This is a genomic window from Nonomuraea sp. NPDC000554 (genome assembly GCF_040300065.1).
GTDB lineage: Bacteria > Actinomycetota > Actinomycetes > Streptosporangiales > Streptosporangiaceae > Nonomuraea.
Genome location: NZ_JBEPDC010000024.1, coordinates 65361 through 88101 on the forward strand (window position 1 = coordinate 65361; position 22741 = coordinate 88101).

19 protein-coding genes are annotated in these 22741 nt (G+C 70.0%); 12 read left to right on the forward strand and 7 right to left on the reverse strand.

The features are described 5' to 3' along the window. Window positions 1-2: 2 nt before the first annotated feature. Both ABT294_RS36240 and wecB read right to left on the reverse strand, forming a co-directional pair. Window positions 3-2039, reverse strand: a complete 2037-nt coding sequence (locus ABT294_RS36240; RefSeq protein WP_350810847.1) for a glycosyltransferase family protein — start codon at window positions 2037-2039, stop codon at window positions 3-5. A 68-nt stretch (window positions 2040-2107) separates the two neighbouring features. Continuing rightward, window positions 2108-3238 carry a non-hydrolyzing UDP-N-acetylglucosamine 2-epimerase gene (wecB, locus tag ABT294_RS36245; RefSeq protein WP_350810848.1) on the reverse strand — a complete coding sequence of 377 codons (1131 nt, stop codon included), beginning with the start codon at window positions 3236-3238 and terminating at the stop codon, window positions 2108-2110. Between the two features lie 170 nt (window positions 3239-3408). Between wecB and ABT294_RS36250 the strand changes: the two genes are divergently transcribed. From ABT294_RS36250 to hisC, 6 genes are all read left to right on the forward strand, one after another. Continuing rightward, the gene (locus ABT294_RS36250; RefSeq protein WP_350810849.1) at window positions 3409-4965 is read left to right on the forward strand and encodes a glycosyltransferase family 4 protein; all 1557 of its coding nucleotides are present in this window, start codon (window positions 3409-3411) and stop codon (window positions 4963-4965) included. Window positions 4966-5083: 118 nt separating this feature from the next. After that, a complete protein-coding gene (locus tag ABT294_RS36255) occupies window positions 5084-6346 on the forward strand; it encodes a nucleotide sugar dehydrogenase (RefSeq protein WP_350810851.1) in 1263 nt (420 codons plus the stop codon). Between the two features lie 19 nt (window positions 6347-6365). Next, window positions 6366-7454 (forward strand): glycosyltransferase, encoded by a 1089-nt coding sequence (locus ABT294_RS36260; RefSeq protein ID WP_350810852.1) that lies wholly within the window; start codon window positions 6366-6368, stop codon window positions 7452-7454. Between the two features lie 43 nt (window positions 7455-7497). After that, window positions 7498-9282: a DUF4434 domain-containing protein gene (locus ABT294_RS36265; RefSeq protein ID WP_350810854.1), complete on the forward strand. Its 1785-nt coding sequence runs from the start codon at window positions 7498-7500 to the stop codon at window positions 9280-9282. 10 nt (window positions 9283-9292) lie between these two features. Next, window positions 9293-9958 (forward strand): NUDIX hydrolase, encoded by a 666-nt coding sequence (locus tag ABT294_RS36270; RefSeq protein WP_350810855.1) that lies wholly within the window; start codon window positions 9293-9295, stop codon window positions 9956-9958. Between the two features lie 113 nt (window positions 9959-10071). After that, window positions 10072-11130 (forward strand): histidinol-phosphate transaminase, encoded by a 1059-nt coding sequence (hisC, locus tag ABT294_RS36275; protein ID WP_350810857.1) that lies wholly within the window; start codon window positions 10072-10074, stop codon window positions 11128-11130. Between the two features lie 19 nt (window positions 11131-11149). Here hisC and ABT294_RS36280 read toward each other — a convergent pair whose 3' ends face one another. Continuing rightward, window positions 11150-12295, reverse strand: coding sequence for an EamA family transporter (locus ABT294_RS36280; protein WP_350810859.1), 1146 nt, complete (start codon window positions 12293-12295; stop codon window positions 11150-11152). Between the two features lie 163 nt (window positions 12296-12458). Here ABT294_RS36280 and ABT294_RS36285 point away from each other — a divergent pair, with 163 nt between their 5' ends. Next, window positions 12459-12917, forward strand: coding sequence for a rhodanese-like domain-containing protein (locus ABT294_RS36285; RefSeq protein ID WP_350810861.1), 459 nt, complete (start codon window positions 12459-12461; stop codon window positions 12915-12917). Between the two features lie 205 nt (window positions 12918-13122). Here ABT294_RS36285 and ABT294_RS36290 read toward each other — a convergent pair whose 3' ends face one another. From ABT294_RS36290 to purD, 4 genes are all read right to left on the reverse strand, one after another. Continuing rightward, a complete protein-coding gene (locus ABT294_RS36290) occupies window positions 13123-14412 on the reverse strand; it encodes a GTP cyclohydrolase IIa (RefSeq protein ID WP_350810862.1) in 1290 nt (429 codons plus the stop codon). A gap of 201 nt (window positions 14413-14613) precedes the next feature. Next, window positions 14614-15879, reverse strand: coding sequence for a UDP-N-acetylglucosamine 1-carboxyvinyltransferase (murA, locus tag ABT294_RS36295; RefSeq protein WP_350810864.1), 1266 nt, complete (start codon window positions 15877-15879; stop codon window positions 14614-14616). Between the two features lie 74 nt (window positions 15880-15953). After that, a complete protein-coding gene (locus ABT294_RS36300; RefSeq protein WP_350810865.1) occupies window positions 15954-16790 on the reverse strand; it encodes a phosphoribosylaminoimidazolesuccinocarboxamide synthase in 837 nt (278 codons plus the stop codon). Then, window positions 16787-18007, reverse strand: coding sequence for a phosphoribosylamine--glycine ligase (gene purD / locus ABT294_RS36305; RefSeq protein ID WP_350810867.1), 1221 nt, complete (start codon window positions 18005-18007; stop codon window positions 16787-16789). Before purD ends, ABT294_RS36300 begins: the two co-directional genes overlap by 4 nt. A gap of 460 nt (window positions 18008-18467) precedes the next feature. Here purD and corA point away from each other — a divergent pair, with 460 nt between their 5' ends. The 5 genes from corA (at window position 18468) to ABT294_RS36330 (ending at window position 22590) form a co-directional block, all read left to right on the forward strand. Continuing rightward, a complete protein-coding gene (gene corA / locus ABT294_RS36310) occupies window positions 18468-19535 on the forward strand; it encodes a magnesium/cobalt transporter CorA (protein ID WP_350810868.1) in 1068 nt (355 codons plus the stop codon). Between the two features lie 148 nt (window positions 19536-19683). After that, on the forward strand, window positions 19684-19914 hold the full coding sequence (locus tag ABT294_RS36315; RefSeq protein ID WP_350810869.1) for a hypothetical protein: 231 nt from the start codon (window positions 19684-19686) through the stop codon (window positions 19912-19914). Window positions 19915-19916: 2 nt separating this feature from the next. Next, window positions 19917-20399 (forward strand): Clp protease N-terminal domain-containing protein, encoded by a 483-nt coding sequence (locus ABT294_RS36320; RefSeq protein ID WP_350810870.1) that lies wholly within the window; start codon window positions 19917-19919, stop codon window positions 20397-20399. 422 nt (window positions 20400-20821) lie between these two features. Then, a complete protein-coding gene (locus tag ABT294_RS36325; RefSeq protein ID WP_350810872.1) occupies window positions 20822-21751 on the forward strand; it encodes an ABC transporter ATP-binding protein in 930 nt (309 codons plus the stop codon). Next, on the forward strand, window positions 21748-22590 hold the full coding sequence (locus tag ABT294_RS36330; RefSeq protein ID WP_350810874.1) for an ABC transporter permease: 843 nt from the start codon (window positions 21748-21750) through the stop codon (window positions 22588-22590). The genes ABT294_RS36325 and ABT294_RS36330 overlap by 4 nt, the downstream gene beginning before the upstream one ends. The last annotated feature ends 151 nt before the right edge of the window (window positions 22591-22741 follow it).

The window sequence follows — 22741 nt, forward strand, 5'->3', positions numbered from 1 at the left end:
CGCTAGATCAGCACGTGCGCGTCAGGTCGGCCGACGAAGGAGAACTGGGCGTTGCGGGTCAGCTTGATGTGGTCCGCCTGCCAGGTGTGCATGCTCGCGTCGGCGCTGCGCCAGTAGACGAAGTTGAACCGGTCGGCCGAGTAGATCTTGACGCCGTCCTCCTTCAGCCTGCGGACGAGGTGTGTGTCCTCGCCGCGGGTGAGGTCGGGGAAGTTGTACGAGCGGAACATGTCGGCCTTGCCGAGGAACGACCCGCCCTGGACGAGGAACGAGTACCGGTGCTCCAGGCCTGGCAGGCGGAGCATGGTGGTGTTGCTGCCCTCGAAGTAGGAGTAGTGGGCGCCCTTGCCGACCAGTTCGGCCTCGGAGTAGTCGAAGGCCCTGGCCAGGTCCGACAGGTAGTGCTCGCCGTACAGGTTGTCGTCGTCCATCTTGGCGATGAGCTCGCCCTCGGCGGCGGCGATGCCCAGGTTCATGCAGGCGCCGAGCGACAGCTCCGAGGACGCGGGGAGCACCACGACGTCGGAGATGCCCGCCATGCGAGCCTTGTCGGCCACCACCACGGGGTCGATGTCGAGGCCGTGCAGGACCATCACGAGCTGGAGCGGGCGGTGGATCTGCTTGGCCACCGACGAGATCGCGTGCTCCAGCTGGGAGGCGCGGTTGGTCGGCAGCACCACGGAGATCGACCGCGACCGCTGGGGGACGGGCCGGCCGAGCAGCTGGAGGATCTGGTCCACCCGGTGGGAGAACAGGTGCTTGTCGAAGACCTCGCGCATGGCCAGGTGGCCCATGCGGGCCCGCAGCTCGGGGCTGTTGATCAGGTGCAGGACCTGGTTGTAGGACTCGACCGGCTCGCGGGCGATCGGCACCAGCTCGCCGAACGTCTCCTCGATCGCCCTCGACCAGCCGGAGACGACCGGGGTGGCGCAGGCCGACAGCTCGAAGACGCGGCGGGCGCACATCGTGGGCGAGTCGAGCACCGAGTTGACGTTGAGGAAGACCTTGTACATGCGGTACGCGGCGAGCATCTGGTCGTAGGGCAGCTCGCCGACGATGTGCGGCTGGTACTTCTCCGGCCAGGCGTACTTCTCGTCCACCTCGCCGTTGCGGGCGAAGATGTGCAGGCCCAGCTCGCGCACCGGGTCCAGGACGGTCTCCATCTGCTCGCGCCGCTCGGGGTGCTTGTTGCGGAAGTACATCCCGGCGAAGACGACGTCGTGCAGGCGTCCCTGCCGTTGCTGGATCGGGTTGTGGACGCGGGGCTGGGCGGCGAACTGCAGCACATCAACCCGATCGTGTCCCAAAATTTCCCGATATTTCGGCACCATGTCACCGTCGCAGGTGAACACGTAGTCGAACAGCTTGGCCGTGTCGATGAAGAAGTCGAAGTTCGGCGGGTCCTCCTTGTTCCAGAAGACCGTCGGGATGCCCTCCATGCGGCACCACGCCAGCAGGTCGCGCAGCGGCTCCTTGGGCGCGTTCGTGCCGGTCATCTGGTAGCGCCAGCGGCCCTGGTTCCCGTGCCACGCCGACTCGCAGAACAGCAGGTCGGGACGCTTCTCCGCGAAGATCTCCGGCCAGTCCTTGAGCCCGAACTCGATCTGGTCCCACTCGTAGCGGAACGCCATCCTGGAGAAGTCGTCGAGGATCACCGCGACCCTCAGGTCGGGCCGGTTCACCGGACCGCGGGGCCACTTCACCGCGGGCACCTCGACCAGCGGCGGCCGGTGCTCGGCGGTCGCGATCGCCTCGGTGACCGGGACGGGCGGCTTGGGCGCCCGCTCCTTCGACCGCACCGCCTCGATGACCTTGCCGGGGCTCTTCGAACCCAGCGCCTCGCCCAGCTTGAAGGTCCGCTTGGCCTGCGTCGCCTCCAGCTTCCAGGTGGCGTAGGCGGCCTTGGCCTCGGCGATCTCCAGCCGCCGCCGCAGCTCTCTGACCTCCGCCTCGAATCGCTCGACGACCTTGCGTTCCTCGGGCAGCCAGTTGACGGGACCGAGCCGCTGGTACGTGGGCTCTTCGGGAGTTTCGGCCATGAGGGTTACTCGCCTATCACATCGCGGAGGAATGTCATGCTACGGCGCTTTGCCGTACGCCATGGGGGTTATTCGGAACGCGTGCCCTGGGCCGCGGGCGACAGGTTGTCCCCCTCCAGCCAGGCCGAGATCACCCGGGCGATGCGCGGCCCGGCGGCGCCGTCCCACAGCGGGGGCAGCTCACCCGACGGCGTCGAGGCGCCGTCGGCCAGCGCCTTCTCCGCCGCGGCGGGCAGCAGGGCGGGCGTGACCAGCCGGTTCGTCCCGTGCGTGATCGTGACGGGCCGCTCGGTGTTGGGCCGGACGGTCAGGCAGGGCACGCCCAGCATGGTCGTCTCCTCCTGGACGCCGCCCGAGTCGGTGACGACCAGCGCGGCCCCCCGCACCAGCGAGAGGAAGTCCACGTACCCCAGCGGGTCCACGACCTTGACCGTCGGCCCGTCGACCAGCCCGGCCTCCGCCAGCCGGGTGCGCCCGCGCGGGTGGATCGGCACCACGACCGGGATCTGCCGCGAGACCTCCAGCACGGCCGAGACCAGCTCGCGGGCGGCCTCAGGGGTGTCGACGTTCGCGGGCCTGTGCAGCGTCGCCACGGCGTACCGGGTCGGGATGGCCAGCCGCTCCACCACGGGCCCGGGGTCGAGGGAGGGCAGCGCCGAGAAGAGGCTGTCGATCATCGGGTTGCCCACCAGATGCACCTTGGACGCGGGCACGCCCTCGGCCGCCAGGTGCGAGAGCGCGTCGGCGGAGGTGGCGAAGAGCAGGTCCGAGAGGGAGTCGGTGACGATCCTGTTCACCTCTTCCGGCATCGACCTGTCGAACGAGCGCAGCCCCGCCTCGACGTGCGCGGTGCGGATGCCCAGCTTCGCGCTGACCAGGATCGCGGCGAGCGTCGAGTTGACGTCGCCGTAGACGACCACCAGTTCCGGGTCCTGGGCGAGGAAGACCTCCTCCAGGCCGACGAGCAGCGTCGCGGTCTGCTTGGCGTGCGTGCCCGAGCCGACCCCCAGGTTCGCCAGCGGTTCCGGCAGTCCGAGGTCCGCGAAGAAGACGTCCGACATCAGCGCGTCGTAGTGCTGGCCGGTGTGGATGATGCCCTGCCGCACGCCGAGTTCACCGAGTGCCCGCACCACCGGGGCCGCTTTCACGAAATTGGGACGAGCGCCAAGAACGTGCAGGACCAGGGGGTTCTCCCTCATTGACCTCGCCTTTCATAGCGGAAGGGAAAAAACGCTGCCTATGGTACGGTCCCCACGTGGCATCCGACGCCAGTCGTCAAGACTCCCCAAAGGTTTCCGCGAAGTCCGCCCGTGCCGGCGTCGGGGGACTCATCAGGGGCTTCGTCCAGCACCCGATCATCGTCTCCCGCGTGGTCGTCACGAAGGTGAAGTCCGACCCCGTCCGCGTCGCGCAGGCCGCGGCCGAATCCCTTCCCCCTCGGCTGCGCCCGGTGGTCGGCAAGGTGGCCTGGCCCGCTGCGCGCAGGGCCAGGCGCATGGTGCGCAAGTTCGGCATGCGCGTCCTCAGGGCGCCGTGGAACGAGGCCAAAGAGCACTGGAACGCCGGCCGGGTCAGCCAGGCCGCCGGGGTGCTCGAAGAGCACACCAAGTACCCGTTCGTGAAGCGCAGGGCCCAGTACTACCGCGGCGAGCTGGCCGCGATCAGCCCCGACCCGATCCCGCCGGGCCCCAAGGTGGCCGTCGGCGAGCGGGTGACCGGCCGGGTGATGCACCTGGTCACCAACGCGCTGCCGTTCACGCAGGCCGGCTACACGGTCAGGACGCACCGCATCGTCACCGCGCAGAAGGCCAAGGGCCTCGACCCGCACGTGGTGACGAGCTGGGGCTGGCCGATGTTCCAGGGGCACGCCGACGCGACCCCGTTCGAGGAGATCGACGGCATCCCGTACCACCGGCTGCTGCCCGAGGGGCACGGCGAGATGCCGTTCGAGATGCGCGGCCGGATGGTCAAGGGCGCCGACTCGGTCACCCAGCTCGTCGCCGAGCTGAAGCCGCAGGTGCTGCACGCCGCCACCGACCACCGCAACGGCTCTGTCGCGCACGCCGTGCGCGACAGGACCGGCACCCCGTTCGTGTACGAGGTGCGCGGCTTCCTGGAGGAGACCTGGGCCTCGCGTGACCCGATCCGCGTCGGCAGCGAGCGTCACGTGCTGCAACGCGAGCGCGAGGCGTTCCTGATGCGCGAGGCCGACGCGGTCGTCACGCTGGCCGAGACGATGGCCGCCGAGATCGTCGAGCGGGGCGTCCCGAGGGAGCGCATCTTCCTGGCGCCCAACGCGGTCGACGACTCGCTGCTCACCGCCGACTACGACGGCGCGGCGTTCCGCAGGTCCATGGGCATCGCCGACAACGAGATCGTGGTCGGCTCGGTGTCGAGCATCGTCGCCTACGAGGGCTTCGCCACCCTGTTGCGGGCCGGCGCGCTGCTGCGCGACGCGGGCAGCCCGGTGCGGGTGCTCATCGTGGGCGACGGCACCGAGCGCAACAACCTGCTGGAGCTGGTGGAGGAGCTGTCGCTAGACACCGCCATCCTCCCCGGACGGGTCGGGCCGGAGGAGGCGCTCCAGGCCCAGGCGGCCATCGACATCTTCTCCTGCCCGCGCGAGGACCTGCGCGTATGCCGACTCGTTACGCCATTGAAACCTGTCGAGGCGATGGCCCTGGGGAAGCCCGTCGTACTCAGCGATCTGCCTGCACTGTCGGAGCTCGTCGGCTCCGACGGCGCGGGGCTGCTGGTCCCGCCCGGCGACCCGGAGGAACTCGCCAAGGCGATCGCCGCGCTGCGCGAGGACCCGGCCAGGCGTGCGGAGATGGGCGAGGCCGGACGTGCGGAAGTCGCGGCCAAGCGCACGTGGGGCCGCGTTGCCGAGACTTATCGAGCTCTATACCGATCTCTGGGCAAATGATGACCTTCGGATTGGCTGTCTGTTGTGACGGGTTCGGTCGCATTAGGCGTGAGCTAGGTGGAGTTGAGATAACCTTTGCGACCATGAAGTGTTGTTTCCGGCTCTCTAAGGCACTGCTGTGACAGAAATCGACTTGGCTGTCATCGGCCTGGGCTACGTCGGCATGCCGCTCGCCAAGGAAGCGGTTGCCGCCGGGCTGCGGGTCATCGGCGTGGACGTCGACCCCCGCAAGGTCGACGCGCTCAACGCCGGGCAGTCCTACATCGATGACCTGAGCGACGCCGACCTCGAGCACATGCTGGCCAACGGGTTCAGCGCCACGCTCGACGAGTCCGTGCTGGCCAAGAGCAACACGATCGTCATCTGCGTGCCCACCCCGCTCGACGAGGACCACCGTCCCGACCTGTCGGCCGTGGAGGGCGCGACCAAGTCCGTCGCCCGCAACCTCAGCAAGGGCACGCTCGTCGTGCTGGAGTCCACCACGTGGCCCGGCACCACCGACGAGGTGGCCCGCCCGCTGCTCGAGAACTCCGGCCTGGTCGCAGGCGAGGACTTCTACCTGGCCTTCTCGCCCGAGCGGATCGACCCGGGCAACCCCAAGTTCGGCCTGCGGAACACGCCCAAGGTCGTCGGCGGCTACACCATGACCTGCCGCGACCGCGCCACCGCGTTCTACGGCCAGTTCATCGAGCAGGTCGTCCCGGTCAGCGGCACCCGCGAGGCGGAGATGGCCAAGCTGCTCGAGAACACCTACCGGCACGTCAACATCGCCCTCGTCAACGAGATGGCGATCTTCTGTGACGAGCTGGGGATCGACCTGTGGGAGTCGATCGAGGCCGCGTCCACCAAGCCGTTCGGCTTCCAGAAGTTCCTGCCGGGCCCCGGCGTCGGCGGGCACTGCATCCCCGTTGACCCGTCGTACCTGTCGTACACGGTGCGCAAGCTCGGCTACCCGTTCCGGTTCGTCGAGCTGGCGCAGGAGATCAACGAGCGGATGCCGTCCTACGTGGTGGCCCGCGTCCAGCGGCTGCTGAACCGGCACAAGAAGGCCGTGAACGGCGCCAAGGTCGTTATGCTCGGCGTCACCTACAAACCAGACATCGCCGACGAACGTGAGACTCCTGCCCTGCCCGTGGCGCGTGCGCTGCTGGAACTGGGCGCCGAGCTCTCGTACGCGGACCCGCACGTCAAGGAGTGGTCGGTCGACGGCACGCCGGTGCCGCGTCAGGAGGATCTGGCCGAGGCCGTGGTCGACGCCGACGTGACGCTGCTGCTGCAGCAGCACGCCGCGTTCGACCTCGACATGGTCGAGGCGAAGGCCAGGCTCGTGCTCGACACCCGCGGTGTGCTCACCGAGGGTGAACGCGTCGAGCGGCTGTAGCGACGGAGGGCTGCGCGCAGTGCACGTGCTCGTCATGACGGTGGTGCATAACCCCGAAGACGCGCGGATCCTGCATCGGCAGATCCGCGCTCTCGTGGATGCCGGTCATGAGGTCACGTACGCCGCGTCCTTCACCGCGCACGGCGTGGTGCCCCGGCCGTGGGTGACCGGCGTGGACCTGCCGAGGGCCATGCAGCGCAAGCGGGTCTCCGCCGTGCTGGCCGCCCGCAAGCTGTTCAAGAAGATGCGCGGCAAGGTCGACCTGGTGCTCATCCACGACCCCGAGCTGCTGTTCGCGGTGTGGGGGGTGCGCAACAGGCCGCCCGTCGTGTGGGACGTCCACGAGGACACCCCGGCGACGCTCTCGCTCAAGCCGTGGCTGCCGCCGCCGCTGCGCCCGCCCGTCCGCTTCCTCGCCAGGATGCTGGAGGGCACCGCGGAGCGGCACCTGCACCTGCTGCTTGCCGAGACGGCCTACGCGGGCCGGTTCAAGCACGCCCACCTCATCGTCCCGAACGAGACGTGGGTGCCCGACGCGGTCACCCCGCCCGGCGACGACCGGGTGGTGTACCTCGGCTGGCTGTCGCGGGCGCGGGGCGTGACGGAGGCCGTCGAGGTGGCCAGGCTGCTCCAGCCGTACCGGGTGGCGGTGGAGCTGATCGGGTACGCCGACCTGCAGAGCCGTTCGATGCTCAACGAGGCCGTCGCCGAGGGCCTGATCGAATGGCGCGACTTCATGCCGAACGACGAGGCGCTCAAGCGGCTCGACGGCGCGCTGGCGGGCCTGTCGCTGCTGCACGACGAGCCCAACTACCGCCACTCGATGCCCACGAAGATCGTGGAGTACATGGCGCACGGCATCCCCGTCATCACCACGCCCTCGCCCCGCGCGGTCGAGCTGGTCGAGCGGTACGAGAGCGGCGTCGTGGTGCCGTGGGAGGACCCCAAGGCCGTGGCGCAGGCCGTCCTGACCCTCCGGGACGACGTGCGCGAGCGGCGGGCACAGGGCGCGCGCGGGTACGCGGCGGCGCGCGCCAACCACCACTGGCCGAACTCGGCCCGGCGGTTCGTGTCGCAGCTCGAGTCGTGGGCCGAGGCCCGGCGATAGCGCTTCACATCCGGCAGATCACTAGGGCGGTAGGTTCCTGAACGTGCGCTGGCTCTTTGTGCTGCTGGGCGCGGCGATCCTGGCCGCTGCCGCGGCCGTGGTCATCGTCCTGCCCGGCGACGAACCGTCCAAGAAGGTCAACCAGGCCAAGCCGACGCCGTCCCGCACCGACCCCACGCCGAAGGTGAGCGAGTTCGCCGACCAGTGCGGAACGTTCGAGACCAAGGAGAAGGCCCCCTACGCCGTCACCGGCTACTGGCTCATGCCCAAGTCGAACCCCTGCACCTGGCGCCACCAGATGCAGGAGATCCACGACGTGGGCGGCGACACGGTCATCAGGATCGGCTACGGGCTGCAGTTCCGCACGGTCGACGGCGAGGGCCGGATCAAGACCAGGGGCGGCGAGCTCGACCCGCTCTACGAGGACTGTGTGGAGGACGGCCTCAGCTGCCACGACGCGGCCGAGCGGGACCTCAGGAAGGCCAACCCGCAGAGCCGGATCGGCCGCACGTACGCCTACCGCACCGACGAGTCGTTCGGCCCGAACCTGTTCCGCTGCCCCCAGCTGGAGCGCCGGATCGAGGCGGGCAAGCGCGTCTACTTCCGCATCCTCACCCAGTCCGACGGCTCCGACGACGCCTCCTGCAACTTCACCAGGTCCGACACGTATGACCTGATCATCGTCGCGGGCGCCGCCAACGACAGCCTGAGCCAGCTGCTCGACCTGGCCGACAAGTTCGGCATCCGGGTCTTCCCCGCGCTGCCGCTGGCGCCGCGCGACCCCGCGAACGAGACCAGGGCCAACCCCAAGCACCTCGGCACGCTCACCACGCTGACCAGGCGCATCCTGCAGGACTACGGCGTGCGCTTCGCCGACAGGGCCTCCCTGGGCGGCGTCTACCAGCCGTTCGAGGTGCAGATGGGCGCCTCCCTGGTCAACAACCCGACGCTCGACGTCTACGCGGACCAGCACCGGATCGCCGAGCAGGAGCTCCCCGACAAGAAGATCCTGATCAGCCCCTACCTGGACGCGCGCAAACGGGTCGGCTTCGGCCAGACGCCCAAGCAGGTGGCCGAGGCGTTCAAGGCGCTGGCCAAGACCGGGGTCGGCATCATCGCGCCGCAGGACAGCCGCGGCACCGGCAAGGTCGGCCTGTTCTGGCCGGACGAGCGCGACTCCGAGGTGGACGAGCGGCTGCGCTCGGTCGTCGGCGAGACCACGTACGGCACCGCCTACCACGGCTCCACCCGCGACTACTACCGCGAGATGGCCGCCGCCCGCGAGCAGATGCTGGAGGCCGGCTACGACGTCGAACTCTGGGCCAACGTGGAGGCGTTCGAGCCGTCGGGCAAGGAGCCGTGCGCCCCCGCGGGCTCGCGCGGCAAGACCGACAAGAAGCGCCTCGACCAGGCCGTCACCATGGCGGGCCGGTACGTGCAGAAGATCGTCTCCTACATGTGGAGCGACTTCATGACCTGCGGCTCGCCGTCGCTGGAAACGGAGATCGCCAAGGACTGGCAGCGGCCGATCGCCGTCGACGCCATCAGGCGCAACCGCGACATCCAGGACGGCATCGAGGTCCGCGGCTACAACCTGGCCAACGGCACCGTCACCGTCGAATGGTCGGGCGGCTCGAAGGAGCTGGTGATCTCGTCCGTCGGCTGGCTGGACGACGACCCGATCGAGGAGCCCGCCGAGGGCATGCAGACCGCCTGGGTGCCGTTCGACTGGGCCCAGGTGCCGGCGGGGGAGTGGGTGAAGATCGGCGTGCGACTCCCGTCGGGACAGGCGACCACGGAGCCGTTGCACGTCCGCGTCGGCGTGTAGCGTGCCTGGCATGGTCCCGAGGATCCCGGTCAGTGTCGACCTGGTCGTGCTCACCGTGCGTTCCCAGGCGCTGAGCGCGCTCGTGTGGCGCCGCGACAACCCGCCCTTCCTGCGGCGCTGGTCGCTGCCCGGAGGCTTCATCCAGCTCGACGAGGACCTGCCCGCGGCAGCGCAGCGCCTGCTCGCCGAACGGGCCGGGCTGCCGGGCGCGCCCGTCCACCTGGAGCAGCTCCAGACCTACGGCTACCCCGACCGCGACCCGCGCCAGCGCGTCGTCAGCGTCGCCTACCTCGGCCTGGCCCCCGACCTGCCCGCCTCGGAGAAGGCGCACATGAGCTGGCAGCCCGTCGCCTCGCTGGACGTGATGGCCTTCGACCACCGCCGCATGATGCACGACGGGGTCGAACGGGCCAGGGCCAAGCTGGAGTACACCTCGCTGGGCGCCGCGTTCTGCCCGCCCGAGTTCACCGTGGCCGACCTGCGCAGGGTGTACGAGATCGTCTGGGGCCGCTTTCTCGACCCGCGCAACTTCCACCGCAAGGTCACCAAGGCCGAGGGCTTCCTGGTGGAGACGGGCGAGAGCACCACCCGCGACGGCGGCAGGCCCGCCAAGCTCTTCCGGCGCGGCCCCGCCGAGCTGCTGCACCCGCCGATGCTGCGCTCGCTCAAGGTGTGAGGGGCGTGCGGGAGGTCGGCTGTTCGCGGCCCGTCCGAGCTGCTGCGCTCGCTCAAGGAGCGAGACGCACGGTCGGAAGTTGGCCGTTCTGGTGCGTTTTGTAAGGTGAGGCTATGCCTCGTTTCCGCGCGATCCTCGACACCATGCCCCCGTACAAGCCGGGCAGAGCCGTTGTAAGCCCCGACGGCCGGTCGTACAAGCTCTCCTCCAACGAGTCGCCCTACGACCCGTTGCCCTCCGTGGTCGAGGCCATCGCCGGGGGCGCCCGGCAGATCAACCGCTACCCCGACCCGGGCGCGGTCAAGCTGACCGAGGCCGTCGCCGAGCGGTTCGACGTCCCGGCCGCGCACGTCGCGCTCGGGCCGGGCTCCGTCACGGTGGCGCAGCAGCTCTTCGAGGCGATGGGCGAGCCGGGCACCGAGGTGGTCTACGCGTGGCGCTCGTTCGAGGCGTACCCGCTGCTCGCCGACCTCGCCGGGGTGACGTCCGTGCGGGTGCCGCTGGCGGACGAGGACCACGACCTCGACGCGATGGCCGAGGCGATCAACGAGCGCACCCGGATGGTGCTCGTCTGCAACCCGAACAACCCGACGGGCACCTCGATCCGCCGCGCTGAGCTGGAGGCGTTCCTCGACCGGGTGCCCGGCGACGTGCTGGTGGTGCTCGACGAGGCCTACCGCGAGTACGTGCGCGACGCCGACGTCCCCGACGGCCTCACCCTCTACCGTGACCGGCCGAACGTCTGCGTGCTACGCACGTTCTCCAAGGCGTACGGGCTGGCGGGGCTGCGGGTCGGCTACCTGATCGGGCACGAGCCGGTGGCGGCGGCCGTCCGCAAGACGACCCTTCCGTTCGCTGTGAACCACCTCGCGCAGGTCGCCGCCGTCGCCTCCCTCCAGGCCGAGGACGAGCTGCTCGAACGGGTCGACATCGTGGTCAAGGAGCGCACCCGGGTCCGCGAGGCGCTGATCGCGCAGGGCTGGGTCGTGCCGCCCACCGAGGCCAACTTCGTCTGGCTCAGGCTCGGCGACCGCACCCTCGACTTCGCCGAGGCGTGCGCCGTCGAGGGCGTGTCCGTGCGGCCGTTCGCCGGTGAGGGCGCCCGCGTGTCGATCGGCGAGCCCGAGGCCAACGACGCCTTCCTGACCGCCGCGAGCGCCTTCCGCAGGTGACGACCTGGCCGGCTGGCTGCTATCTGGCCGGTTCGCCGTCCGTGCCGCAGATGATCGGCGCAGGGGCGAGCTGCCCGCCGCCCGTGCCGGGCGCTGCCGGGGCGTGCTCGCCGTCTGTGCCGAGCGCGGCCGGAATCCGTTCGCTCTCCGTGCCGAGCGCGGCCGGAATCCGTTCGCTCTCCGTGCCGAGCGCGGCCGGAATCCGTTCGCTCTCCGTGCCGAGCGCGTCCGGCACGGAGACGGCCTCGGCGGGGTCGCCGGGCTGCCGTCGCTTCCGCTCGGTTGAGATCACCAGCGCCACCCCGATGAGGATGATCAACCCGCCCGTGATCACCTGCACCGTGATCGGCTCGTGCAGCACGAGCGCCCCGAGCGCGACCGCCACGGCGGGGTTGACGTAGGCGTAGGTCGAGACGAGCGAGATGGGCGCGTTGCCGAGCAGCCACGAGAACGCCGTGAACCCGATCAGGGACCCGACCAGCACCAGATAGGCCAGCGCCAGCCACGATCGCGTGGCGACCGCCGAGGGGTCGAGCCGCTCGCCGAGACCGGTGCCCAGCACCGCCAGCCCGACGCCGCCCACGAGCATCTCGACGGCGCTCGTGGCGAACGGGTTGGCGGGCATCGCGATCCGGCCCGACAGGAACGAGCCGACCGACCACGACACCGAGCCGAGCAGCACGACCACGATTCCCACCGTGTTGGCGCCCTCGCCGCCGGTCAGCGACAGCGCGGCCACCCCGGTGAGCCCGACCAGCACCCCGGCGAGCGTGAGCACCTTCGGACGGTCGCGCACGGCGAACCTGAACACGACCAGCCAGAGCGGCACGGACGCCACCAGCAGCGCCGCCAGCCCCGTGGAGATGTACTGCTCGGCGACCGCGAGCATGCCGTTGCCCAGCGTCAGCAGCAGCACGCCGGCGACCGCGGCGCCGCAGAACTCCCGGCGCGACATCCTGAACGCCGAGGGCCCCGACCGCAGCAGCAGGATCAGGGCGAGCAGCGCCGAGGCGGTGATGAACCGCATGGACCCGCTGAGCATGGGCGGTATCGACTCGACGGCGATCCCGATGCCGAGATACGTCGATCCCCACACCACGTAGACGATGGCGAGGGCGCCCCAGACCGCGAGGGAGGTCTGGCGGTCAGCAGTGTTCGGTCCCATGGCTGGTGACAATACTGGTCGGCACCGACATTCCGCCCGCCGGGTTCGGACCTCGCTGTGTGGCGGAATCTTATCGCTAATGGGCTTTCCCGCCACTGTCCGCCTGCCAGGCGAAATGCCACGATCGGCCCTGTCGAACCACCCGTCCGAGGCAGGAGAACACATGTCCGCAGTCACCGGCGTCCCCGCCGCCGACAGCGCCGCCGCCCTCGCCCACTTCGCCGCCCGCCTGGCCTTCGAGACCGACGTCTCGGACGTGGCCGCCGACCTGGACGCCGCCGAGCCCGCTCTCGCCGTCGTCGACTCCCGCAGCAGGGAGAGCTGGGACCAGGGCCACATCGCGGGCGCGCTCCACCTACCGACGACGGAGATCGCGGCCCGCGCGACCGCGCTGATCCCCCGGGACGTGACCGTCGTGACCTACTGCTGGGGTCCGGGCTGCAACGGCGCGACGCGCGCGGCCCTGGAGTTCGCCAAGCTCGGCTACCAGGTCAAGGAGATGCTGGGCGGCTTCGAGTACTGGGCGCGGGAGGGCTTCCCAGTGGAGACGGCCGAGGGGATCACCCGCCGCCCGGTCGACGCCCTCACCGCTCCGGTGTCGGGCGTCGCCTGCGCCTGCTGAGGATTGGCGCCCCCGTCCGAAACGCGTCGATCGGGGGCGTCCGGGACCATACCCGCATTCCCCGCTGTCAACCAACCACGGCGCAAATGTCGGCGCACCTTTCGCCGCGATTCGGTTCGATCGGGTCAAATGCCCATCAGATCGCGGGTGGCCCGCCGCCCCTGGAAGGGGAAGGGGGACGGCGGACCAGGTACCCCGAGGGCTCCTAGCGGGGCCCCAGTTTCTCCACGATCAGCCGGTAGAGCTGGCGCGGCCGGCCCGGCTGCGGCGTGCGGTTCGGCGGAAGCGGCCACGCGAGTCCCTCGTCAACCAACGTGCGCAGCAACCGCCGAGCCGTACGCGGCGTGACCCCGAGCATCTTCCCGGCGCCCTCCGCGTCGACCACGGTGTCCCCGCCCTCCAGCTTGGCCGCCAGCCTGGCCAGCACCTCCACGCCCTTCGGCTTCAGCGCGGTGGACCCCTGCGGGGGCATCCGGGGCGCGGGGATGAGCGCCCGGCCCTCACGGTCCACCGCGAACCCCTGCGCCTGCTTGCCCGCCTGGGTACGCGCCAGCGCCGCCCGCGCGTGCGACTCCGCGTCGTGCGCCGTCCGGCCCATACCCACGCCCACCTCGACCGCCAGCCCCAGCTCGTCGCGGATCCTGGCGGCGAACGGCAACACCCTGAACCCGTCGGTGGCGGTGGCGATCGAGCCCCTGGTCGCGGTGACCAGGTAGCTGTGGTCGTCGATCGGCCAGACGGTGGCGTTGATCCGGTTCGCCTCCTGGACCAGCAGCCGGTGCAGCGACAGCCGCAGTTCGTCGCGCCAGTAACGCGGCGCGGCGCGGCGCACCGGCTCGCGCAGCGTCGGCACCTCGACCAGCACCACGGTGAGCTGTGACTCCTCCAGCCGGTGATGCGCGCCGAGCAGCGCCGCCGTGTGCAGCGCCGTGCGCACCGCCGCCGAGGTCGGCCTGACCCTGATCACCGGTACGCCCGCCGTCTGCAGCCGCTCCGCCACCGCCGGCAGGCAGCTCAGCGCGCCCGTGGTGGTGCCCTGGCGGGCCAGCCGCTCATGGTAGGCCGCGATCGTGCCCGTGGCGCCCGGCTCGTCGCGGGTGTGCACGTCCACGGCGGCGATGCCGAGGTCCGTGTACGCCTCCTCGACATCGGCCCGGCTCACCACGTCGATGCTCACCCGCTGTGGATCGATCCGCGGGTCCAGCGCGGCCTTCGCCAGCGCCGCCACCAGTGCCGCGCCGCCGAGTTGCACGTAGGTCGCCGGCATCGTCAACACACCGGAACGCCTGGCCAGGTCGTACGGGACCGGGCTGGCGAACAGGCATGCGTCGACCCCGGGACCGAGCCGTGTCACCTTGTCAGGCGCCTCCTGCTCGTCGCGGTAGGCGGCGGCCACCAGGCGGCACGGCAGCGGTGCGGCGGCGTGACCCATCAGCATCACCCGCTCGACGAGGTCATGGGGTCCAACCACGCCAATGGTGAGGTCCGGTGTCATGGCGCCCGGGCGTGACACTCGGGGTGTTTCTTCGGCCCTCTCGACCAATGTTCGTCCCATCCTGCTGTCCGTTGCAGTGCTCTCTTTTGGAACGATCGCTCGCGAGGGCCGTAATGTCACGCCCGACTTTTCCGGAAAGCCGTTCAGATCGGCCACGCGAGAACATGTTTTAGCAGCTCAGTGCGGTTTTCCAGGAGATTTTCAACTCTCGGAAATCTCTCGTGTAATGTCCGCGCCAAGGGCTCGCATTCGCTCGGCGAGATGCGCGTGGCCGCGATCGATGAGGTATCCCGACTCGATGACCGTCTCGCCCTCGGCCGCCAGTCCGGCGAGCACCAGCGCGATACCCGAGCGCAGATCGTGCGCCGTCACCCTGGTGCCGGTGAGCGGGGTCGCGCCGCGCACGATCGCCCTGCTGCCCTCGACCTCCACGTCCGCGCCCATCTTGTTCAGCTCGCCCGCCAGGGCGAAACGGCCGTCGAAGATGCGCTCGTGGATGTAGCTGGTGCCGTCGGCCAGCGCGGCCACCGTCATCATCGGCGACTGCAGGTCGGTGGCGAAGCCGGGGTAGGTGTCGGTGATGATGTTGATCGGCCGCAGCGGACGGTCGCATCGGACGTGCAGCACCGCCCCCTGCCTGGCGAAGTCGACGCCCATCTGCTCCAGCTTGTAGCGGACGACACCCAGGTCCAGGCCGGTGCCGACGAGGCTGAGGTCGCCGCCCGTGATCGCCGCGGCCATCGCGAACACGCCCGCGTCGAGCCGGTCGGGCATCACGGTGTGCTCGACGGCGTGCAGCTCCTCGACGCCCTCGACCGTGATGAAGCCGGTGCCGCCGCCGCGGATGCGCGCGCCCATCTTCGTCAGCATGTCGATGACGTCGAGCACCTCGGGCTCCAGCGCCGCGTTCTCGATCACCGTCGTCCCCTTGGCCAGGGACGCGGCCATGATGAGGTTCTCGGTGCCGGTGTGCGAGGGGGTGTCGAGGTAGAGGGTCGCGCCGGTCAGGCCGCTCGCCTTGACGTGGATGACGTTCTCGCCCTCGTCGACGACCGCGCCGAGCCGCTTGTAGCCCAGGTAGTGGAAGTCGAGGTTGCGGCTGCCGAGGTTGCAGCCGCCGACGCCCTCGACGATCGCCTCGCCGAGGCGGTGGAGCAGCGCGGGGGTGAACAGCACGGAGCCGCGGAACCGCCTGGCGATCTCGGCCGGCAGCACCGGACTGGTCAGCCGGGAGGCGTCGATCACGAGCGTCCGTTCGGCCTCGTGCAGCTCGACGTACGCGCCCACGGCCTGCGCCAACTCGATCGCGCGGCGGACGTCCTCAATGATCGGGACGTTGCGCAGTACGGTGCGGCCTTTCGCGGCGAGCAGGGCCGCACCGATCATCGGCAACACGGCGTTCTTCGCGCCCTGGATGAAGGCGGTTCCACGCAGTGCGTTGCCACCGCGGACGCGGTAACGGACCATTCGTGCGGCTCCTTGAAATCTGTCTGGCTCGAACTTGCCAACAGTAGCCGCTAACCGGACATGGGCCGGTCGAATCATCCGCTAAATGGAGCGCCGGTAATACGCTCGTACGCCTCCAGGTAACGCTGTCTGGTCCGTTCGACTACATGCTGTGGAAGGCGCGGTGGGACGGTTCCAGATGCTTTGTCCCATCCCGATTCGGATGAAGTAAGCCAGTCTCGTACAAACTGCTTGTCGAATGACGGTTGGGAACGTCCTGGCTGCCATTCGTCCGCCGGCCAGAACCGGGACGAGTCAGGAGTCAGCACCTCATCGCCCAAGGTCAGCACGCCGTCGTCGTCCCAGCCGAGCTCGATCTTGGTGTCGGCGAGGATGATGCCCCGCTCGCGGGCGATCTCCGCGCCGCGTGTGTAGACGGCCAGCGTGATGCGGCGCAGCTCCTCCGCCGTCTCCTGGCCCACCTCGTCGACCACCCGCTCGAAGGGGATCGGCTCGTCGTGCTGGCCGACCGGCGCCTTCGTGGACGGCGTGAAGATCGGCTCGGGCAGGCGCGAACCGTCCTCCAGGCCGGGAGGCAGCGCGACGCCGGAGACGGCGCCGTCGCGGCGGTAGTCGGCCAGCCCGGAGCCCGCCAGGTAGCCGCGGGCCACGCACTCGACCGCGACCATCTTCAGCGGCTTGCACAGCACGCTGCGCGACTCGGGGCCCGGTGCCACGATGTGGTTCGGCACCACGTCCTTGAGCTGGTCGAACCACCAAAGCGAGAGCTGCGTGAGGATCGCGCCCTTGTCAGGGATGCCGGGTTCGAGGACGTAGTCGAAGGCGGAGATCCGGTCCGAGGCGACCATCAGCAGCAGGCCCTCGTCGGTCTGGTAGAGGTCGCGAACCTTGCCGGAGTGCAGGTGCTTCATCGGGCGATGTCCGTCCTGTGGAAGGAGCCGCGCAGTTCGACGCGCGACACCAGGTCGTAGGCGTTGCGGCGGGCCGTCTCCTGGTCGGGGCCCGTGCCGACGACGCTGAGCACCCGGCCGCCGTCGGAGACGACCTCGCCGTCGACCCGCTTGGTGCCGGCGTGGATCACGTACGCGTGCTCGGTCGCGCCCAGCCCCTTGATCGCGTCCCCCTTGACCGGGGCCGCGGGGTAGTTCTCCGCCGCGATCACCACCGTGACCGCCGAGCCCGGCCGGAACACCGGCTCCGGGTGGCCGCCCAGCTCGCCCGTCGCGCAGGCCGCCAGCAGCCCCGCCAGCGGCGTCTCCAGCCGGTCGAGCAGCACCTGCGTCTCCGGGTCGCCGAAACGCGCGTTGAACTCGATGACCTTCGGGCCGTCGGCGGTCAGCGCGAGGCCCACGAACAGCACGCCCTGGTACGGCAGGCCGCGCCGGGACAGCTCCGCCATCGTGGGACGGACCACCTCCCGCATGACCCGCTCGGTCAGGTCTTCAGGCGCCCAGGGCAGCGGCGTATAGGCGCCCATGCCGCCCGTGTTCGGCCCCTCGCCGCCGTCGTAGGCGCGCTTGAAGTCCTGCGCCGGCTGGAGCGGGACGGCCGTGCGGCCGTCGCAGAGCGCGAACAGCGACACCTCGGGCCCGTCGAGGAACTCCTCGATCACCACCCGCTCGCAGGCCCGCGCGTGGGCCAGCGCCTTCTCCCTGTCGTCGGTGACCACGACGCCCTTGCCGGCCGCCAGCCCGTCGTCCTTGACCACGTACGGCGCGCCGAACTCGTCGAGCGCCGCCGCCGCCTCGGCCTCGGTGACGCACGTCCTGGCCCTGGCCGTCGGGACGTTCGCGGCGGCCATGACCTCCTTGGCGAACGCCTTCGAACCCTCGATCATGGCCGCGTCCCTGGACGGGCCGAAGACGGGGATCCCGGCCTCGCGCACCGCGTCGGCGACCCCGGCCACTAGCGGCGCCTCGGGGCCCACCACGACCAGGTCGACGCCCAGGCGCTGGGCCAGCTCCGTCACCTGCCCTGGGTCTGTCGGGACGATCTGGTGCAGGGTCGCGACCTCCTCGATCCCGGCGTTGCCGGGGGCACAGTGGAGCTCGGTGACCTGGGGGTCGAGTTTGAGTGAGCGGCACAGGGCGTGTTCCCGCCCGCCGGATCCGATGACTAGAACGCGCACGTGTCCATTCTCGCAGCCGCCCCCCGAACCCTGCCCGCCGCACCCGCGCACCCCCGCCCCACCGGCGACAGCCCCCCGCCCGCTCCGGGGCCGCCTCACCAGCGGGAGCACACGAAATGCTGGAATGGTTAGGATTCTTTGTAGAGTTCTACCTCTTCCCAGACCCCGGCGGCGAGTATCCTCGGTCAGGTTGGGCAGACTGTGGTAACTTAAGTCGGCTTTGCGGCGTCCTCGTGTGATTGGAGGTGGTCCGGGATGAATCCTGGTGATCCCAGCAGTACGTGCTCACCCACGTACGCCCCGAATACCCCCGACCACTCCAATCCGGCAGCCTGATCGTGCCTCCACGCATCCGTGTTGATTGAGGTGACTTTTCATCGCGCGTGGAGCGTGCCAGGTCGGGCGGAAAGGGACTGCCATGCGCTCGTCCACGCTTTTCCGTCGCATCAACCGTCACCCCGTGCAGTCGCACGCCCCGCGCCAGCTCCCCAAGCCGGGGCGTGAGATCTGCGTGCCTCCCGTCGACTCCATCGTCGAGTTCGGGGCCTACGTCCAGGGCAAGAAGGTCAACGCCCCCGGCATCGTCGAAGCCCTTGACCTGGTCCGCGAGCACAATCTCGGCTCCGACGGCGCCAAGGCGTTCGTCTGGGTCGGCCTGCACGAGCCCGAGGCCCCCGAGGTCGAGTGGCTGGCCGAGGTCTTCGACCTGCACCCCCTGTCCGTCGAGGACGCCGTCAAGGCGCACCAGCGTCCCAAGGTCGAGCGGTACGGCGACTCGCTGTTCATGGTCCTGAAGACCATCGCCTACCTGGACCACGACGAGCTGACCGCCACCAGCGAGATCATCGCGACGGGCGAGATCATGGTGTTCCTCGGCGTCGACTTCGTGGTGACCGTGCGGCACGGCGAGCACTGCCCCCTCACCGAGGTCCGCGAGCGCCTCGAGGACCGGCCCGAGCTGATGGACCGCGGCCCGGCAGGCGTCCTGCACGCCATCGCCGACCACGTCGTCGACCGCTACCTCCAGGTGGCCGACCTCATGCAGCTCGAACTGGAAGAGGTCGAGGCCACCGTCTTCGCCGACGTCAGCTCCCGCGACATCAACCGGATCTACCAGCTCAAGCGGGAGATGCTGGAGATGAAGCGGGCGATCACCCCGCTGCAGAGCCCGCTGACCGCGCTGCCGCAGCGCCGGGTGATCCCGTCGGAGATGCGCGAGTACTTCCGCGACGTCGGCGACCACCTCTCCCGCGTGTGCGAGCAGGTCGAGTCGTCGAACGAGCTGTGCAGCTCGATCCTTCAGGCGGCGCTGGCCCGCTCGAACGCGCTGGCCAACGAGGACATGCGCAAGATCTCGTCCTGGGTGGCCATCCTGGCCGTGCCCACGATGATCGCCGGGATCTACGGCATGAACTTCGACTTCATGCCCGAGACCAAGCAGATCTGGGGCTACCCGGCCGTACTCGGCGTCATGGTCTCCGCCTGTTTCCTGCTGCACCGCAGCTTCCGCCGCAACGGCTGGCTCTGAGGACGTTCCGCCTACCGGCCGCAGCGACACACTCCCCGCGCCGGCGCTTCGCGCGTACCGGCGCGGGCCGCATTCCCCCTCCGCCCCCCGAAACGAACATAGCAACCTGAGTTGACTAAGCCTGGATTAGTCAACTACGGTTGCTTGTATGCCCGCTGATGAGATTCCCGCTCCTCAGGAGCCCGCAGACGCGCTGGCGGCTGTGGTGGCGTTGCGACGCCTGGCCGACCAGATGGAGGACGCCGCTGTCGAGCAGGCCATGCGTGCGGGCTGGAGTTGGCCGCAGGTCGCCGAGGCGCTCGGAGTGACGCGCCAGGCGGTCCACAAGAAGCATGCCAAGCGGCTCATCGCCGCCGGCGTCACGCTGAGGAGGCGCTGACGATGGCCATGATCGACCATTACATCAACACGATCGTCGAGCGGGGAGCGGACGAGGCCCACAAGGACGGGTCGGCGACGGTCGAGGCGCAGCATCTCCTGCTTGCGATCGCCGCCGAGCGCAACCCCGTCACGCATCAGGCCCTGACCTCGGTCGGGCTCGATCACCAGGCGATCCGCGACGCGCTCGACAAGGAGTTCGAGCAGAGCCTGGGCGCGGCCGGGGTGTCGCTCGCCGCCTTCGACCTGCCGCGGCCGAGCCCCGCGCCCAAGCGTTCGGCGAACCTGGGGGCTTCGGCCAAGCTCGCGCTCGAACGCGGCCTCGCGTCCGCCACCGGCAAGAAGGATCTGCGTCCGGCGCACCTGCTGCTCGGAATCCTGCTGGCCGAGGTCGGCACCGTGCCGCGCGCGCTCGCCGCGGCGGGCGTCGACCGGGCCGACCTGACGGCGCGCGTCCGGCAGACGCTCGCCGGCGAGGGCGATTAGACGAACGCCGCTGACTCCCTCAGCGAGGACGACGCACCGACGCCCCTGACTCCCTCAGCGAGGACGACGAACGCACCGACCTCCTGGCGCTCGCCAACGAGGGCGAACGACCAACGGAACCCATCGACAAGGGCGAGTAGCGCACCGACGCTGCTGGCTTCCCCTCAGCGAACAGCCCCGGTCGCGACGCCGCTTCCCAGCACAGTCGGCCCGACCGTGGAAGCCCCCTGAAGCGGGGTCTCATCCTCCGAGTGCCTCGGGCTTCCCTGGCGAGCGCGCCACCGCTCTTGGCCCCCGAACCTTCGGCTTCGGGTCACTGCGCCGTCAAAATTCAACGAACGGTGAATTTGTCCTGCCCTGCGCGGCTCACCCACCCCGAAAGGAAAGAACTTCATGCCCACACGTACACCTGAGGTAGCAGCATGACGACGAGCGAGCAGGTCGTGCTCGACGTCGACGGCCTGCGCATGCGCTACGGCACGGACGACGTCCTGCGCGACGTGACATTCCAGGCGCGCCACGGGGAGGTGCTGGCCCTGCTCGGGCCGAACGGGGCAGGGAAGACGACCACGATCGAGATCCTGGAAGGCTTCCGGACGCGGTCGGCGGGCCGGGTCGAGGTGCTCGGCGCGGATCCGGCACACGGAGACGAGCGGTGGCGGGCGCGCGTGGGGGTCGTGCTGCAGTCCTGGCGCGACCATGGCAAGTGGCGGGTGCGTGAACTGCTCGCCCATCTCGGCACGTACTACGCCCCCTTCGTCACCGATCAGATCCAGCGGCCGTGGGACCCCGACGAACTGATCCAGGCGGTCGGCCTGACCGAGCAGGCGGACAAGAAGATCAAGACGCTCTCCGGTGGTCAGCGCCGCCGGCTGGACGTGGCGATCGGCATCGTGGGGCGTCCCGAACTGCTGTTCCTGGACGAGCCCACCGCGGCCTTCGACCCACGCGCCCGGCACGAGTTCCACGACCTCGTACGCGGCCTCGCGGGCCGCCACGAGACCACCATCCTGCTCACCACCCACGACCTGGACGAGGCGGAGAAGCTCGCCGACCGCATCATCGTCCTGGACGGCGGCCGGATCATCGCGGACGGCACCGCGGCCGAGCTGGCCGGGCGGATCGCCGGCCAGGACGAGGTGCGCTGGACCCGCGACGGCCGGCGCTTCACCCAGTCGACCAGCGACTCGACCAGGTTCGTGCGCGACCTGTTCGACGAGTACGGCGCCGCGATAGGCGAGTTGGAGGTCCACCGGGCCTCGCTGGAACAGACCTACCTGGCCCTGGTGCAGCAGGCCGAGTCCGGCCGGCGCCAGGCCGCGTCACGCGAGCGGGAAGAGGTGGCCCGATGAACTCCGGGGCGATCCGGTCGGGCTGGTCACGCGGTCTGATCGAGCTGCGGCAGTCGTTCACCAACGGCGGGGATCTGTGGGGGCACGTCTTCTGGCCGGTGCTGATGCTGGCAGCCATGTTCTTCCTGCGGGAGCGGGCGTTCGGGGCCACCGGGTTCCTGCTCGGCACCCTGGCGCTGCCGAGCGTCCTGGGGATGAACGCGGCGCTCGGCATGGTCAGCCTGAGCCAGCAGCTCACCGCCGAACGCGAGGACGGGACCCTGCTCCGCGCCAAGGCGACGCCGAACGGGATGCGGGCCTACCTCGTCGGCAAGATCGTCTCGGTGTCCGGCAGCCTGCTCGCCGACCTCGCGATCTTCCTGATCCCCGGCATGGTCATCATCGACGGCCTGGCGGCCGGCAGCCTGGGTTCCTGGCTGACCCTGGCCTGGGTGCTGGCGCTGGGCATGGTGGCGACCCTGCCCATCGGCGCGATCCTGGGCTCGGTGTTCGGCAGCGCGCGCGGCCAGGGACTGATCCAGCTGCCGATCCTGGGCATGATCGCGATCTCCGGCATCTTCTACCCGATCACCTCGATGCCGGAGTGGCTGCAGGGGATCGCCCAGGTCTTCCCGGTCTACTGGCTCGGCCTCGGCATGCGTTCGGCCCTGCTGCCGGACACCGCGGTCAGCGTCGAGATCGGCGAATCCTGGCGGCACCTGGAGACCATCGGAGTGCTCGGCGCGTGGGCCGTGCTCGGCCTGGTCCTGGCCCCGATCGTGCTGCGCCGGATGGCGCGTGGGGAGTCGGGGTCCAGCGTGGCCGCCCGCCGCGAAAGGGCCCTGCAGCGGGTCGGGTAAGGCGCGCGGCCCACCACGAACAGGGAGGTCGGCGCGCACGCCGACCTCCCCCGTCTGCAGCCGCGCGGTGCTGGCCGACCCCCGCTTCAGCTCACGGTACGAGCTCATGCGGTACCCGCATCTACGGCGTGCACCGGCTGGCCTGGGATGC

Coding starts and splice junctions, on each gene's coding strand:
- ABT294_RS36240 (WP_350810847.1), bottom strand. CDS start 2,039: ATGGCCGAAACTCCCGAAGAGCCCACGTACCAGCGGCTCGGTCCCGTC.
- ABT294_RS36330 (WP_350810874.1), top strand. CDS start 21,748: ATGAACTCCGGGGCGATCCGGTCGGGCTGGTCACGCGGTCTGATCGAG.
- ABT294_RS36280 (WP_350810859.1), bottom strand. CDS start 12,295: ATGGGACCGAACACTGCTGACCGCCAGACCTCCCTCGCGGTCTGGGGC.
- ABT294_RS36325 (WP_350810872.1), top strand. CDS start 20,822: ATGACGACGAGCGAGCAGGTCGTGCTCGACGTCGACGGCCTGCGCATG.
- ABT294_RS36320 (WP_350810870.1), top strand. CDS start 19,917: ATGGCCATGATCGACCATTACATCAACACGATCGTCGAGCGGGGAGCG.
- hisC (WP_350810857.1), top strand. CDS start 10,072: ATGCCTCGTTTCCGCGCGATCCTCGACACCATGCCCCCGTACAAGCCG.
- ABT294_RS36285 (WP_350810861.1), top strand. CDS start 12,459: ATGTCCGCAGTCACCGGCGTCCCCGCCGCCGACAGCGCCGCCGCCCTC.
- murA (WP_350810864.1), bottom strand. CDS start 15,879: ATGGTCCGTTACCGCGTCCGCGGTGGCAACGCACTGCGTGGAACCGCC.
- ABT294_RS36300 (WP_350810865.1), bottom strand. CDS start 16,790: ATGAAGCACCTGCACTCCGGCAAGGTTCGCGACCTCTACCAGACCGAC.
- ABT294_RS36290 (WP_350810862.1), bottom strand. CDS start 14,412: ATGACACCGGACCTCACCATTGGCGTGGTTGGACCCCATGACCTCGTC.
- ABT294_RS36315 (WP_350810869.1), top strand. CDS start 19,684: ATGCCCGCTGATGAGATTCCCGCTCCTCAGGAGCCCGCAGACGCGCTG.
- wecB (WP_350810848.1), bottom strand. CDS start 3,238: ATGAGGGAGAACCCCCTGGTCCTGCACGTTCTTGGCGCTCGTCCCAAT.
- ABT294_RS36270 (WP_350810855.1), top strand. CDS start 9,293: ATGGTCCCGAGGATCCCGGTCAGTGTCGACCTGGTCGTGCTCACCGTG.